Raw genomic sequence first — 14,308 nt, 5'->3', positions numbered from 1 at the left:
CCCAGTATCACGGAGGCCCTGCCTTGTACCCCACGCCCCTGACGGTCAGCACGACCTCGGGGTGCTCGGGGTCCTTCTCGACCTTCGAGCGCAACCGCTGGACGTGCACGTTCACCAGCCGGGTGTCCGCCGCGTGCCGGTAGCCCCAGACCTGCTCGAGCAGGACCTCGCGGGTGAACACCTGGCGCGGCTTGCGGGCCAGCGCGACCAGCAGGTCGAACTCCAGCGGGGTCAGCTGGATCGCCTTGCCCTCGCGGGTCACCTCGTGGCCGGGTACGTCGATGGTCAGATCGCCGATCGCCAGCACCTCGGCAGGCTCGGACTCGGTACGGCGCATCCGCGCCCGCACCCTGGCCACCAGCTCCTTGGGCTTGAACGGCTTGACCACGTAGTCGTCCGCGCCGGACTCGAGGCCGAGCACGATGTCGACGGTGTCGCTCTTGGCGGTCAGCATGACGATCGGGACGCCGGACTCTGCTCTGATCGCCTTGCAGACGTCGATCCCGTTCATGCCGGGCAGCATCAGGTCGAGCAGCACCAGGTCGGGCTTGAGCTCGCGCAGCGCGGGAAGCGCGCGGGAGCCGTCGGCCACGACCGCGGTGTCGAACCCTTCACCGCGGAGCACGATCGTCAGCATCTCGGCGAGGGCCGGGTCGTCGTCCACAACCAGCACGCGTGCCTTCATGCCCCCCATCGTCGCACTTTCCCCGCCGGGGGCGTACGCAACCCGCTGATCTTGCCGGTGTATCACCCATTCACTCCATTCGATCGCCTCGTTGCGACCAGCGCTGAGTTCGATGGTGTCGTATCCGTATCAGCAGGCTGGAGCGTTACGCGTCGGCCACGAGAGCCTTGCTGAGCTGGTCGAAATCCTGGTCGGTGCTGCCGTCGAGGACCTGCCACGGCGCCAGCCAGCCGATCCGGGCAAGCCCGTCGTAGAGGGCGGCGCAACGGGCTTGCAGGCCGCCGTCCTTTTCGTACGTGTCCCTGACCCGGTCACGCGTGGCGGCGCGGGTGGCGGCCAAGTCGACCGGAACGCGCAGGAGCAGCTGCCGGTCGGGCACGGGCAGGCCGAGCCGGTCGACTTCGAGCTGACGGATCCACTCGACGATCTCCCCGTGCTCGTCCTGGTGCAGCCGTGCGGCCTGGTAGGCGGCGTTCGACGCGATGTACCGGTCGACGAGCACGATGTCGTAGTTCTCCAGGTCTCGCAGCAGCTCATCACGCGCGCCGTGACGGTCGAGTGCGAAAAGGACGGCCATGCCGTGCACCGAGTCAGACACGTCGCCGAGGCGGCCGTGCAACGCCTCGCTCACCAAGTCGGCGTGCACGCTCTCGCCGTAACGCGGGAACGCGTGCTGCGCGACTTTGGCGCCACGCTTCTGGAACGCGTCCACGAGTGCGGCGCCGAGGGTGCGTTTCCCCGAGCCGTCCAGACCTTCGATCACCACAAGTCGACCCACGCGGCAACCCTACGTGCACGGATGGCCGGTGGCTCAGCCAAGCCACCGGCCACACTCTCACCCGGCCTGTCGAGTGGCCAGTTCGTTGGCAGCCTTACGGCGGGCGGGCGCGAACACGTCGGCGGGCACACCAGCGCCTTGCCCTGCCGAGCTGTCCCATCCGGCGATCTTGCCCGCGACCCGGGCCAACGCGGCACTTCCCTGCGGCACGTCGATCTGGAAGTGCCCTTCCTTCGGCGTCTTCTTGTCGTCGCCGCCCCATCGCACGACACCCTCGCACTCGGCGAGGATGTCCCGGACAGCCGCGATTTCGTGCGGGAACAGGTTGCCGCGCGCGCCAGCCGGATAGCACGCGGGCTTGATCGCGATGGCCGTGCCGGACCGGTAGTTCGATTCGAACGGCACGCCACTCACGGCCGCGGTGTACCCAGTGACGTCCCCGTCCTGCAACGTGCCGATCTCGTAGTTGAAGCGTCGGGCGACGTGCAGCAGCACGGTCGCGACAGCGCCGGAAAGAAGCGTGACCGACGCGTTCGATCCCTCGATCCGGTGTGACGCCAACGCTCCAGCGGTTTGCGGCTGCACGGCCCAGCCGTTCTGCGACATCCCGGAAACCTCGGCTGCCAGCGCGGGCACCCCGGCTGTCCACGTGGCCGCGACCCCACCGGCCACCCCAGCGAGGAACAACCTGCGGCCCACCTTCGATCCATCCATGGCTTTCAGCCCTTCGAGTCAAGTGACTTTCGGTTCACAAAGGCCTTGTACAGAGCCAAGATCGTGAACAGGACGGTCACCGCGAACAGGCCGATGACCGCCGGGTTCACATACGAAGGGACAAGGTCGTAGTCGGCGTTGCACTTCTTCGACAGCGGGAACATCGACGTGTCGAGAACGAACCGCGGCTCGAACGACTGCCCGGCGAGCGTGCACGTTTCCTCGATGTCCCAAGCGAACATGTGCCACGCGCCCCACGCGTACATCAGCACCGTGGCCAACAGCGCGAGGATCGCGGTCTCCGTGAACACTCGGGCCGGTCCACGCATCCGGCGACCGACCATGATGTGGACCACGGCCGCTACCAGAACCACTGGCGCGAGAACGACAAACCCGCCGACAACCCTGTCCATGCCTCATCCGATCAGTTGCTTGTCACGAGGTGCCCCGCCTGGCGTTCTCCTGGCCGACGACGCGCAAGATCGTATCGGCGTAGCCCTGCAGGAACGGGTTGAGCTTGTCGGCGGGCATGTGGCCCGGCAGCAAGGTGTTCCAGCCACCGGTTTTCTTGATCGCGGCGGTGCGCAGCGCGGCGAGCGTGGTGTCGCCGTCGACATCTTCGAGCATATGCCGGGCGCATTCCACGATGTCGCCGCCTTTTCCTTGGTACCGGTCCTCGAAGAACCGCTTGAACCGGGACAGGTGGCCGCTTCCGCCGATGTGCGCCCGGATCTGCTGATCGATTCGGGCGCCGTTCTTGCACGCCATCCCGATCAGATAGCCGTCGACGTCCTCGATCAAGTCGCCGAAGGAGAACGACGAGACAACCGTGATCTTGGCAAGGCGATCCATGCAGAACGCGTAGCCGGAAGCGTATTCGTCGCCGTTGGCGCGCCATTCGCCGTAGAAGGTGCTCAGGTCACCGCCCCAGCCACCGAAGTCACCCCGGTTGGCCGCGACACCGTCGCCGCGTCCCTTGAGAAAGACGGCGTTGGCTGTGGCTCCGAAGTGGTCGACGTTGATGGTCACGCCGTACGACGGATCCTTGAAACTGTGCACCTTGGCCGGGCCGTTCGCCTCGGCGTACCTGATCCAGTCCCGGTCGACGTCACCGATCAGCGTCTCCCAACCGGAATACACGTCGACATAGTTGGGATAACGCAGGTACTCCATCACGCGCAGACTCGGGTTGCCCTTGTTGTACGCCACCGCGGTCTGATACAGCCGGTCGATGTAGGTGAGGTACGCGTCAACCGGCGTTTCGCTGCTGCCGATGCCGTCGCGTCCGACGCCAGGGTCGACCGTTGAGCGGTGCACGACGCGGTCGAGGTCGAAGACGTCCCCGTTGGCCGAGAACTTGAACTCCTTGATCTGGTTGAAGGACCAGTTCGACGGCATCGGGAAGCCGAGGTTGCCGGAGAAGCCGTACGACATCCCGGAAACGAAGGAGAACCTGGCGTACGCCTCGCTGCTCACCCGCGCGCACACGTTACGAGACCCGTAAACGCCTGCGATATAACGCTTTCCTTGCGACGCGAGGCCTGCCTGGACACCGTTGAAGTAAGGCACGATGTTGCTGGAGATCTCCGGGTCGGTCGCGTCGTAGTCGACCGCGAAGTAGATCACTGTGCCGCGGTTGAAGCCGTATCCGACCGCACGGTTGTGCGCCTTCAACGCGTGCTGGTAGCCCTGCGTGTAGGTGAAGTCGCCGACTTGGCGGGCGTTGTACTGGGAGATCGGGAAAACGCGCATGCCGCCGGTGAAGATGGCCTCGAGTTCGCCTGGCTGGATCTCCTTGTCGAGCGTGCTCGTCGGGTCCTCGTCGAGGTACCGGCCGACCACCTTGTACCCGGCGGCCACCAACGCCCGCGCGCGAGCCACGCTGATGTGAAACCTGGTGTCGCACGCACCCGCCGGGCGGTCCGGGTCTCCTGTGGACACAAGAAGTTGCGCCCATGTCTGATAGTCGCCGCGCCCGCTTTCCGACAACATCGAGAACTTCTGGAACGCACGGATGTACTGCTCCAGCTCACCCGTCCAGTTCATGGTGAACTTCGCGGTCACGCCGCTGGTCGTGCCGTTGAAGACACAGGCGGCGCTGAAGAGCCGGTACCACGTGTCGGTCGGCATTCCCGGAGCGACAAGAGTGCGCCGCAGTCCTGCTTGTGTCGTCGGGCCGAACGCGCCGGTGGCCTGGTCGGGTGGCACCCCGAGTTCGTACTGGATCGCTTTCATCAGCGCGGTTTGCACGTCACGGGTGTAGTGACCGTCGCAGGGGCTGAGGAAGAACGTGGACCTGTCGAAGTAGACCCCGTTGAGATACTGCTGAATCATCCGGACTTCTTCGTTCCCGCCGGACAGCAGGACGTAGGCGTCCATGTTCAGCAGCGCTTTGAAGATCTTGGGCTGGACCCAGCTGTCCGGGTCCGGGCCGAGTCCGGCGCGTTCCTTGAGCGACCGGATGGCGACCATGGTGGTGGTGTCGTAGTTGCCGTCGGCGTTGCCGCCCCAATAACCCTTGCAGAACAACGCGTGCTGGATGATCCGGATGATGTTCTTGTTGGGGTGGTCGGGTTTGATCGGACCCCGTTCGGTGAGCTTGCCGAGTGTGGTCGGGCCGAAGGAATCCGACAGGGTGGTGATCCCTAATTCGTGCTGCAGCCCACGGGTCAGCGAGTACATCGTGAGCCAGCCGGTTTTGCCGTTCTCCGGGCATCTGTTGTAGCCGGAAACGGCTCCGTAAGTCGCATTCACCCACTGCTGCGCCGCGAGCACCTTTGGGTCAGACATGGAAGGCTTCCTTCCCGAGCTGTGACAACGGATCTTGTGCGCGCTGGGAGAAAGGGCGCGTCAGCGTTCCCCGCGCACAGTAAATCGCTCACTCATGCCGGGATATACGGCAAAAAGTGAACGCAGACGTATCGAGGAATGTCGCTCAACGAATAGGTGAGTCACCGAGACATCGACAGGGTCGGACCTTTTCGTGGCCAGTCATAACTCCCCCAGTTCATTAGCCCGAAAACCGCGTCCAGTTGACCACAGGCGCGACGAGGGCGTCCAGAGCCAGTTGGCCCTAACGCTGCGCGCGGCGGACGAGGACAAGGCCCCCAGCGCCGATGGCCAGACCACCCATTGCCACCACAAGCAGCAGCAGTTCCCGTGTCGCTGGCGCCTGGTCGGCGCTCATCTCACGTTCACCCCTGGCGGTCACTTTGGCCATCGGCGCCGGTTCGGCGACGGCCGGCTCGGCCGTGCCGAGGGCGAGACCGACACCGAGGATCGCGGTCGCGGGCAGACACCGCGTGAGCCTGAGCGCCGGCATGGGCTTGGGTTCCCTTCTCGCCCTCAACGTGCCGGACCAGACGCCACCCGACCGGTTGCAGGGAGGCCGGTCGAAACGCTGGTACGGCTTTGATGAAACACAGTGCGATCAAACGATCCCGGAGGGCAACCCCGCTGAGCGGGAAGGGGGATCGTTCGCACCTACCTCTCGTTCCCATCACGAACTACTGTGAACGTTCACGGTTCATTCACAGGTCGTGAACGCCCGCGCGATTGGAGAAGGGTTGGACAACGGGCCTTTGCCTGAGCGCCTCAGCGACGCGCTGCGTTACGGACCTTTCCACCGTGCGCTGCGGGAGGCGATCGAGTACCGGGGTCTGTCGCTGACCAGGATCACCGCGCACCTCGAGCGGCTCGGCGTGAAAATCGGCCAGTCCACGCTCAGCTACTGGCAGCGCGGCCTGCGGCATCCCGAAGTCCCGCGGTCGGTCGACACGGTCCGCGCGCTGGAAACGGTGCTGCGGCTGCCGTCGGACTCGTTGGTCGTGCTGATCGGGCCACGGCAGCGCTCCGGCAAGCCGGATGAGGTCGTGCCGAAGTTCATCGAGGTCAGCAAGGCCTTTGTGGACGCGCCGACGCTGCTGGCGGAATTCGACGCGGCGCCGGAGACCCGGACGAACGCGGATCTGAAGATCGACGCCGTGCACGACTTCGTGCAACTGGGACCGCATCAGGAGCAGCGTTCACAGACCACGCGGTTCGTGGTGACGGCCGCGCACTCGGGCCCGGACCGGTATTTCGCGACCTATGGCGGCGACGAGGGCTGCTTGATCGATCGCGCGGAGATCACCACCGCTGAGGGCTGCAGGCTTGGCCGGGTTCGCCGGCTGGCCGCGTCCGGCGTGATGGCGATGGAGTTGCTGTTCGACCGCAGGCTCGCCGAGGGCGAGACGCACGTCTTCTGCTTCACCGTCACCGACGGCTCCGGCGGTCCGTCGCCCGGGATGGAACGGACTTTCCTGCGCGGCATCGGGACTTATCTGGTGCAGCACTCGTTTCACCGCAAGGCCATGCCCGCGCGCGTGACCCGGCAGTTCCGGGCGCGGGTCGGCGCGCAACCGGTGGGGTCGGAAGGCCTTGTGTGCGGGCTGGGCCGGGTGACCAGCGGCTACTTCACCAACCTGCCAGCAGGTCTCGCGGAGGTCCTGATCGAGTGGACCTGAAGACCCTCGTGAGTGGTTATGCGCGTTCTAACGCGCATAACCACTCACGACCTACCTCAGTACCGGTAGTGGTCGGTCTTGAAGGGCCCATCGACGTCGACGTCGATGTACTCGGCCTGCTCCTTGGACAGCTTGGTCAGCTCGCCGCCGAGGGCTTCGAGGTGGATCTTGGCCACGTACTCGTCGAGCTTCTTCGGCAGCCGGTAGACCTCTTTGTCGTACTCCTCGTTCTTGGTGAACAGCTCGATCTGCGCGATCACCTGGTTGGAGAAGGAGTTCGACATCACGAACGACGGGTGCCCGGTCGCGTTGCCGAGGTTGAGCAGGCGGCCTTCGGACAGCACGATGATCGACCGGCCGGACGGGAACACCCACTCGTCGACCTGCGGCTTGATGTTGATCCGCCGGATTCCGGGGTAACGGGCCAGTCCCGCCATGTCCAGCTCGTTGTCGAAGTGGCCGATGTTGCCGAGGATCGCCTGGTGCTTCATCCGCGACATGTGCTCGGCGGTCACCACGTCCTTGTTGCCCGTGGTGGTGATGACGATGTCCGCCTCGCCGATCACGGTCTCCAGCTTGCGCACCGCGTAGCCGTCCATCGCCGCCTGCAGCGCGCAGATCGGGTCGATCTCGGTCACGATCACGCGCGCGCCCTGGCCGCGCATCGACTCGGCCGCGCCCTTGCCGACGTCGCCGTAGCCGCAGACCACCGCGACCTTGCCGCCGATCAGCACGTCCGTGCCACGGTTGATGCCGTCGATCAGCGAGTGCCGGATGCCGTAGCGGTTGTCGAACTTCGACTTGGTCACCGAGTCGTTCACGTTGATCGCGGGGAACAGCAGCTCACCCTGGGCCGCCAGCTGGTAGAGCCGCAGCACACCGGTGGTGGTCTCCTCGGTGACGCCCTTGATCTCGTTCGCGATCTGGGTCCACTTGGTCGGGTCGGCCGACAGCGACGCCCGCAGGGTGTCGAGGATGACCTTCCACTCCTCGGAGTCGTCGTCCTCCGCGGAGGGAACCACTCCGGCGGCTTCGTACGCCTTACCCTTGTGCACCAACAGCGTCGCGTCACCGCCGTCGTCAAGCAGCATGTTCGGCAGCTTGCCGTCCGGCCAGGTCATCATCTGCTCGGTGCACCACCAGTACTCCGGCAGCGTCTCGCCCTTCCAGGCGTACACCGGAACACCCTTGGGCTCCTCGGGCGTGCCATGCGGGCCGACGACAACCGCGGCGGCCGCGTGGTCCTGGGTGGAGAAGATGTTGCACGACGCCCACCGGACCTCCGCGCCGAGCGCGACGAGCGTCTCGATCAGCACCGCGGTCTGCACCGTCATGTGCAACGAGCCGGAGACCCTGGCCCCGCGCAGCGGGTAGACCTCGGAGTACTCCCGGCGCAGCGCCATCAGTCCCGGCATCTCGTGCTCGGCCAGCCGGATCTCCTTGCGGCCGAACTCAGCGAGAGACAGATCCGCCACCGCGAAGTCGACGTCGCCGATCTTGCCTGCGTACCGAGCTCCGGTCACGTTCCGCGTGTCTTCAGCGGTCATCGCCCAATTCCCTCCAAACTCGTTAAGCCGAACACTACCGCCGCGCTTGTGATGGAGCCTCGACACTCAACGGAGTCACCTTGCTAATGCCCGGATCCGACACACGCGTCGTCGAACTCCGTGTGCACGGCATCATGGGCACGACGGCGGAATCCCTGGTCGGGGCGGTCGCCGCGGTCGATGTCGCCGGTGACGGCGTCGGCCGGATCGTGCGCCCCGCCGACCGTCTGCTCCGGCCGGGACCGGGTCCGCTGCTGCGGACTCCCGACCGGTCGATACCCCGCGTGATCGAGGGCTACCTGTGGAGCGGGATGACGTCCGGCGGCCTGAGCAAGTCCACCTGGGCCCTGATGTTCCCCTTCACGCTAGCCAACCTGGCGCACTGGATGTTGCCGCCGGTACCGCACGACAACCGGCCCGCGGCAGCGTTTGGCCTGGTAGCCCGGTCGTTGTTGCGACTGGCGGCATTGCTGCTGACTGTGCTCTTCGTCACTCAGGTCGCTGTGGTCAGCTTGGATTTGCTGGCCGCGCAATGCCTCGCGCCTGGGGCCGCGTGTATGAGCGGACTCGTGCCGGATTGGCTACGTGAGCTACGCGGGTTTCGTCCGGTGGTCGGGTTGCTGCCTGCGTTGCTCGTGGTGCTGTTGCTGGCCCGCGTGTCGGCGGTGACGTGGTCGGTGAACGCGCCGCCGTTGCCGAGCCCGGTGCCCGGTAACCGTCCTCGCCGTATGCCGGGCGCGAGCCTTGTCGCGGATCCGGATACGCCCACGTTGCGTGCGTTGCACACCGTGGCTGGGCTGGCTGTGCTTTCCCTGCTGCCGTCAGGTGGTGTGTGGCAACGGGTGGCCGGTCTGACATTGCTCGTGCTCGCCGCGTTGGGCGTACTGCTGTTGGACGATCCGACAGGCGCGACGCCACATCGCGCGGGCCGTTGGTTGCGTGTCGCGTTGGGGCGCGTCACGCGACGGGTGTTGCTGTTCCTCAGTGTGGTTCTTGTGATCAGCACGGCCGTCTCGCTGGATCCGTTGCCCAATGAGCTGACTGGCACAGACGTCACCATTGAAGGCACGACCGGCGCGCTCATTGTCGTGTGCGTGTTGTTCGGCCTTGTGGTGATTCCGGCCGCGTTGCTGGCTCGTAAGGAGTTCTGGGCTGAGCAGCCGCGTGAGCTGCGGCCGTGGGCCGGCGGGTGGATGTCCCCGATCGTGCTGGTGATCGCCGCGCTGCTGGGCGGTGGATTCGGCGCCGGTGTGGCGATCACGGTACGGAAGCTGTTGGGCAGCAAAGGGTTGGAGCTTCCGGCAGGCTATGAACCGGTCACTCTGCTGTGGGGCGCCTCGGCGGCGTTCGCTTTGGTCATCGGACTGCTGCTTGGCTCGATCACCGGTGTGCACAGGTGGCGCAGGAACAGGCGCGGCGCCCAGCCGCCAGAGGCAAGCCTGCTGCACGCGGACTCACCACCCGCGGAACAAGCGACGGCCACACGTGCCTGGCGAAACGCGCGTTTCCAGCGCAATCACCTGCATCACGTGCTGCTGGCGTGCGGGGTCGCGCTGAGTTTGGGCGCGGGCGTGTCGATCTGGATGCGGCTGCGTGAAGTCGGGCCGCCGGAGTGGATGGGACCGTTCTCGGCGGTCGGCGTTTTCGCTTTGGGTTTCCTTGCCGCGGCGTTGATGCGCGCGGTGTACCAGGCGATCCGGCGCCCGGATCTGTCGCGTACGTTGGGAATCCTGGCCGACTTGGCGTGTTTCTGGCCAAGGGAGGCGCATCCCGTTGTGCCGCCGTGTTACGCGCTCAAGGTGATCCCCGAGTTGACCGAACGGGCCGCGGAACACTTGCAGGATCGCAGCACGCGGGTCGTGATCACCGGGCACAGCCACGGCAGCCTGATCGCGGTTGTCGCTGTGTCCCGGCTGATGGAGACGCTGCCGCCGGAGGACCGTGAGCGTGTCGGCCTCGTGACCGCTGGTTCTCCTTTGCAGTGGGCGTATCCGCGGGCTTTTCCCAGCGTCGTGCCGCATCGGGCGTTGGCGGAGTTGCATGGCGAGCTCGACGGCCGGTGGCGCGCGCTGTGCCGTGGCACGGATCCGTTGGGCGGGGCCGTGACCACGTGGCGGCGTCAGGTTTACGACTCGAAGATGATCGGCATGGGGTTCCGGCCGGACGGCAGCAGCGGCCCGCTTGCCCCGGCCAGGGCCACGGATTCGGGCGCGCTCGTGCTCGGCAGTGATCACTGGCTGCCCGATCCCCAGCTACAGCCCGTCCCAGGTTTGCGCTGGTCACCGGGTGTGCGACGGCATGGCGACTACTACGCCGACCCGGAGTGGGACGAAGCCGTCGCGATCGCCGCCGGGCTTATGTAGGTTTGCGCGCCCATGCCGTGACCAAGCCCATGCTGAGGTCGCTGAAACCCGGTTCCCGCATGGCTTTCATGGCTTCGTCGAAGGTTTCACGATCGACGTGGCCGTCGGCGAGGATCCGGTCGCGCAGGTGGTGGAACCCGAGCTGGAAGAACTGGCCCGCGGCCGAGGTACTGGTGATCGGCGCCTGGTACATCTCCACACCGATGTCCACGAACCCGGCTTCCGGCAACAGATCCGGATACCGGTAGCCCCACTGACCGTCCGTGCCGATGGAGCTTTCCAAAGTAAGCCAATGCTTTTCCATCAGCTGACGGAACGGGCTCGCCTGCGGGCTGATCAGCACGGGCGCCTCGACAGCTTCGCCGAGCACGAGCCAGCCGCCCGGCGCGACCAGGTCCGCGAGTCGGTGGAAAACCTCGGTACGGTCGCGTAGATGCATCAGGACAAGGCGGCTGTGCACGATATCGAACGTGCCGATGGCCAGATCTTCGGTGATGTCAGCCTCGGCGACCCGGACCGTCGGGAAGACCTTGTGCAGGTCGGCGAGCAGCCGCGTGTCCCGGTCGACCGCGATGACCTCCGAGCACACCTCGGCCAGCCAGCCCGAGATCCGGCCAAGCCCGGCGCCGACGTCAAGGCACCGCATGCCAGGCCGGGCGAACTGGACGAGCCGGGCGCGCATTACCGGGTCGAACATCCGGGACAGCGCGTCGAGGCGCATGGCTTCGAGGTCGTGGTCAGCCCCGAATACCGTCTCGCCGTACAACTCGGTCACAGCGGACGAAGCTACCGATCTTCCGCAAGCCTGGTCAACAGCTTGCGCGCCGCCTCTACCTGGCCGTTCTCCGCGAGCAAGCCCGCAGGGGCGAGTACGTAGTCCCGGTCGACCACGATCCGCGCGGTCTTGATCGCAGGCCGGAGCACGGGATCCGCCCTGAGTGCGGCAACGACCGTGCTGATGTCCTTGGCGTGCCGGAACACTCCGCCAGACAACACAAGCAGGCCGGCGCCGCGCGGGCCGAGTTTGCCTTCGACCAGTCGGAGATGCCTGCGGATCGCGATGATCGCGGCAAGCCCGGCCAGCTTCAGGTCCACTTCGGACTCTTCAGGCGTGACCGGCACGAAGCCAACGTCGGTCGCTCGGCGCGCGGCAGCATCGGCCAGGCCTTCGGCAGAAAGGCGTTCCGCTTCGGCCTCGGCCACAATTCCCGGTGCCGACCAACGCATCCCGATGTCGCCTTCGACCGTACGGCGGTCTTGCGGCAGGCCGACAGCGCGCTCTTCTTCGTCCCGTGTGGACACTGCTGAGTAGACATCGGTGGTCGCGCCACCAACGTCCACAACGAGCACCGCGTCCTCACTTGCCAACTGGGACACGCCGTTGAGCACGGCATCCGGCGTGACCGCTTTGACAAGGTCGCGGAATTTCGTGCCACGGGACAAGCCTTTGCCGCCGATCACGTGGTTCAGGAACACCTGCCGGATCGCCGCACGCGCCGGACCGGGCTCGAGTTCACCCACATCCGGCAGCACGTTCGCGGTCGGCACGACCGTGCGTCCATTCAGGATTTCGAGCGCTTCGAGGCGGGCGTGCTCATTGCCCGCGAGCACGATCGGCGGCCGGATCCGGTTGCGCGCCAACACGCTCGCGTTGTGCAGCAACACTTTCGCGTCGCCGCCGTCGGTCCCGCCGACCAGCAGCACGACGTCCGGCTCGGCGTCTCTGAGCGCCCTGATTCCCGCGCCGTCCAGTTCGCCCGCGGAGACGTGCACAACCTTGGCGCCCGCGGACAACGCGACCCGATGCCCGGCTTCGGCGCTGATCAGACGCTCGTGACCGACCACAGCGAGCCGTAGCCCGCCGCCTGCCGAGGAACACGCGAAGACCCGATCGGCGCCGCCGAGTTCACTGAGGACCGCCTTGACCCCGTCGAGAACTTCCGGCGGGGTCGTCGCGTGTTGTGCCGTGGCCAAAAGCGCGCCGTCGTCGCCGACGAGCGCGCCTTTGGTCCACGTCGAACCGACGTCAAGACACGCTGTCGCCGGCATCTTCCTTCATTCGCTTGCCCAGCAACGAGTTGCGGCGGCTGTAGGCGAAGTAGACGATCACGCCGAGGACCATCCAGGCCAGGAACCGCAGCCAGGTCAGCACCGACAGGTTCAGCATCAGCCACAGGCACGCGAGGATCGCCAGGATCGGAATCAGCGGCACCCACGGAACACGGAAGCCACGCGGCAGGTCAGGACGGGTCTTACGCAGCACCCAAACACCGGCCGAGACCAGGATGAACGCGAACAGCGTGCCAACGTTCACCATTTCCTCGAGCTTGTCGGCCTCGAAGAACGTCGCCGCGATACCGACCATGATCGCCACGAAGATGGTGGCGCGGCCCGGCGTGCCGTGCTTGCCGGTCTTGGCGAGGCCACGCGGCAGCAGCCCGTCCCGCGACATCGCGAACAGCACGCGAATCTGCCCGAGCAGCAACACCATGACGACCGTGGTCAGACCGGCAAGAGCACCGATCGAGATCACGTTGGCCGCCCAGTCCTGCCCGTTGACCGCGAACGCGGTCGCCAATGTCTTGCGCCCCTCGGGTTCCGCGCTGGTTGCCAGTTGCGTGTACGGCTGCATGCCAACCACGACAAGGGAAACCGCGACGTAGAGAACGGTCACGATCGCCAGCGAGCCGAGAATACCGCGCGGCACCGCGCGCTGCGGGTGCTTGGTCTCCTCGGCGGTCGTGGCGACCACGTCGAACCCGATGAACGCGAAGAAGACCAGGCTGGCCGCGGCAAGCAGACCGAAGACGCCGTACGTGCTCGTCGCACCTCCGGCGATCACCGAGAACAGCGACTGGTCCACACCCGTCGCACTGCTCGCGCCCGCGGGCGCGCCCTCCGGAATGAACGGCGTGTAGTTCTCGGACTTGACGAAGCTCAGCCCGAAGAAGATGACGAACAGGACGATCGCGACCTTGATGCCCGTGATGACCAGGCTGACCCGGCTGGACAGTTTGGTGCCGATGGTCAGCAGCAACGCCAGCACGATGACCAGCAGCAACGCACCCCAGTCGACCGTCAGCCCGAAGACCTCGGCGGTGGTTTTCACGTTCGGGCCGAAGATGTACCCGAGCACCACCTGGAGATAGGCGGACCAGCCTTTGCCAACCGCGGCCGCGCCGACCGCGAACTCGAGCACGAGGTCCCACCCGATGATCCAGGCGACGAACTCACCGAAAGTCGCGTACGAGAACGTGTACGCACTCCCGGCCACCGGAACAGTCGACGCGAACTCGGCATAACACAAGGCAGCCAACGCACACGCGATCGCCGCGAGCACGAACGCCAACGCCACCGACGGTCCGGCCAGGTCACCGGCCGTGCGGGCGGTCAGCGTGAAGATGCCCGCACCGATGACGACGGCGACACCGAACACCGTCAGGTCCCACGCGGTGAGGTTCCTGCGCAGTTTGGTATCCGGTTCATCCGTGTCCGAGATGGACTGTTCGACGGACTTGGTCCGCCACAAGCCAGTACCTGGCACCGTTGCCCTCCTAACACACACCCCGACTAGTGCGTGGCTGAGAGGTTACGGGCTGTCGATCACGATACGACGCACGAGGTACTGCGATCGGGCAGTCTGTCCAGTTCCAGCCACATCGTGTCCACCGTTCCTGAAGGGTGTGTCCACCGTTCCGACACAGCGAAATGCACTT

At 66.0% G+C, this 14,308-nt stretch carries 12 protein-coding genes; 2 read left to right on the top strand and 10 right to left on the bottom strand.

Annotated features, from left to right (window positions below):
* Window positions 1–7 precede the first annotated feature (7 nt).
* The 6 genes from mtrA to LWC34_RS25040 all read right to left on the bottom strand — a co-directional run bounded on the left by mtrA (window position 8) and on the right by LWC34_RS25040 (window position 5,499).
* Window positions 8–685 carry an MtrAB system response regulator MtrA gene (gene mtrA / locus LWC34_RS25065; RefSeq protein ID WP_033392556.1) on the bottom strand — a complete coding sequence of 226 codons (678 nt, stop codon included), beginning with the start codon at window positions 683–685 and terminating at the stop codon, window positions 8–10.
* Between the two features lie 145 nt (window positions 686–830).
* Complete coding sequence (locus LWC34_RS25060) at window positions 831–1,463, bottom strand: dTMP kinase (protein WP_233727590.1); 633 nt, start codon at window positions 1,461–1,463, stop codon at window positions 831–833.
* Window positions 1,464–1,520: 57 nt separating this feature from the next.
* Window positions 1,521–2,177, bottom strand: a complete 657-nt coding sequence (locus LWC34_RS25055; RefSeq protein ID WP_233727589.1) for a M15 family metallopeptidase domain-containing protein — start codon at window positions 2,175–2,177, stop codon at window positions 1,521–1,523.
* Window positions 2,178–2,182: 5 nt separating this feature from the next.
* Window positions 2,183–2,590 (bottom strand): hypothetical protein, encoded by a 408-nt coding sequence (locus LWC34_RS25050; RefSeq protein WP_233727588.1) that lies wholly within the window; start codon window positions 2,588–2,590, stop codon window positions 2,183–2,185.
* Window positions 2,591–2,612: 22 nt separating this feature from the next.
* Window positions 2,613–4,967: a glycoside hydrolase domain-containing protein gene (locus LWC34_RS25045; RefSeq protein WP_233727587.1), complete on the bottom strand. Its 2,355-nt coding sequence runs from the start codon at window positions 4,965–4,967 to the stop codon at window positions 2,613–2,615.
* Window positions 4,968–5,250: 283 nt separating this feature from the next.
* A complete protein-coding gene (locus LWC34_RS25040; protein WP_233727586.1) occupies window positions 5,251–5,499 on the bottom strand; it encodes a hypothetical protein in 249 nt (82 codons plus the stop codon).
* Window positions 5,500–5,716: 217 nt separating this feature from the next.
* Between LWC34_RS25040 and LWC34_RS25035 the strand changes: the two genes are divergently transcribed.
* The gene (locus LWC34_RS25035) at window positions 5,717–6,682 is read left to right on the top strand and encodes a helix-turn-helix domain-containing protein (RefSeq protein WP_233727585.1); all 966 of its coding nucleotides are present in this window, start codon (window positions 5,717–5,719) and stop codon (window positions 6,680–6,682) included.
* Between the two features lie 56 nt (window positions 6,683–6,738).
* On the opposite strand, the gene ahcY is transcribed toward LWC34_RS25035, so the two are convergent.
* Window positions 6,739–8,229: an adenosylhomocysteinase gene (gene ahcY / locus LWC34_RS25030; protein WP_233727584.1), complete on the bottom strand. Its 1,491-nt coding sequence runs from the start codon at window positions 8,227–8,229 to the stop codon at window positions 6,739–6,741.
* Between the two features lie 86 nt (window positions 8,230–8,315).
* Here ahcY and LWC34_RS25025 point away from each other — a divergent pair, with 86 nt between their 5' ends.
* Window positions 8,316–10,592 carry a lipase family protein gene (locus tag LWC34_RS25025; RefSeq protein ID WP_233727583.1) on the top strand — a complete coding sequence of 759 codons (2,277 nt, stop codon included), beginning with the start codon at window positions 8,316–8,318 and terminating at the stop codon, window positions 10,590–10,592.
* Here the strand turns inward: LWC34_RS25025 and LWC34_RS25020 are convergent.
* Genes LWC34_RS25020 through LWC34_RS25010 form a run of 3 tightly spaced genes read right to left on the bottom strand, consistent with a single transcriptional unit; the run spans window position 10,585 to window position 14,136 of the window.
* Window positions 10,585–11,367 (bottom strand): class I SAM-dependent methyltransferase, encoded by a 783-nt coding sequence (locus LWC34_RS25020; RefSeq protein ID WP_233727582.1) that lies wholly within the window; start codon window positions 11,365–11,367, stop codon window positions 10,585–10,587. The genes LWC34_RS25025 and LWC34_RS25020 overlap by 8 nt on opposite strands.
* 11 nt (window positions 11,368–11,378) lie before the next feature.
* A complete protein-coding gene (locus LWC34_RS25015) occupies window positions 11,379–12,641 on the bottom strand; it encodes a glutamate mutase L (RefSeq protein WP_233727581.1) in 1,263 nt (420 codons plus the stop codon).
* Window positions 12,619–14,136 carry an amino acid permease gene (locus tag LWC34_RS25010; protein WP_233727580.1) on the bottom strand — a complete coding sequence of 506 codons (1,518 nt, stop codon included), beginning with the start codon at window positions 14,134–14,136 and terminating at the stop codon, window positions 12,619–12,621. Before LWC34_RS25010 ends, LWC34_RS25015 begins: the two co-directional genes overlap by 23 nt.
* Window positions 14,137–14,308: the final 172 nt, after the last annotated feature.

Origin of the sequence: Kibdelosporangium philippinense (genome assembly GCF_021390435.2) — a bacterium.
Taxonomy (GTDB): Bacteria; Actinomycetota; Actinomycetes; order Mycobacteriales; family Pseudonocardiaceae; genus Kibdelosporangium; species Kibdelosporangium philippinense.
This window is presented reverse-complemented; position numbering and strand designations above follow the sequence as displayed.

What these genes read in the sequence shown, in the direction of transcription:
- LWC34_RS25055 (WP_233727589.1), bottom strand. Translation starts at nt 2,177, where the DNA reads ATGGATGGATCGAAGGTGGGCCGCAGGTTGTTCCTCGCTGGGGTGGCC.
- LWC34_RS25045 (WP_233727587.1), bottom strand. Translation starts at nt 4,967, where the DNA reads ATGTCTGACCCAAAGGTGCTCGCGGCGCAGCAGTGGGTGAATGCGACT.
- LWC34_RS25040 (WP_233727586.1), bottom strand. Translation starts at nt 5,499, where the DNA reads ATGCCGGCGCTCAGGCTCACGCGGTGTCTGCCCGCGACCGCGATCCTC.
- LWC34_RS25050 (WP_233727588.1), bottom strand. Translation starts at nt 2,590, where the DNA reads ATGGACAGGGTTGTCGGCGGGTTTGTCGTTCTCGCGCCAGTGGTTCTG.
- LWC34_RS25025 (WP_233727583.1), top strand. Translation starts at nt 8,316, where the DNA reads ATGCCCGGATCCGACACACGCGTCGTCGAACTCCGTGTGCACGGCATC.
- mtrA (WP_033392556.1), bottom strand. Translation starts at nt 685, where the DNA reads ATGAAGGCACGCGTGCTGGTTGTGGACGACGACCCGGCCCTCGCCGAG.
- LWC34_RS25015 (WP_233727581.1), bottom strand. Translation starts at nt 12,641, where the DNA reads ATGCCGGCGACAGCGTGTCTTGACGTCGGTTCGACGTGGACCAAAGGC.
- ahcY (WP_233727584.1), bottom strand. Translation starts at nt 8,229, where the DNA reads ATGACCGCTGAAGACACGCGGAACGTGACCGGAGCTCGGTACGCAGGC.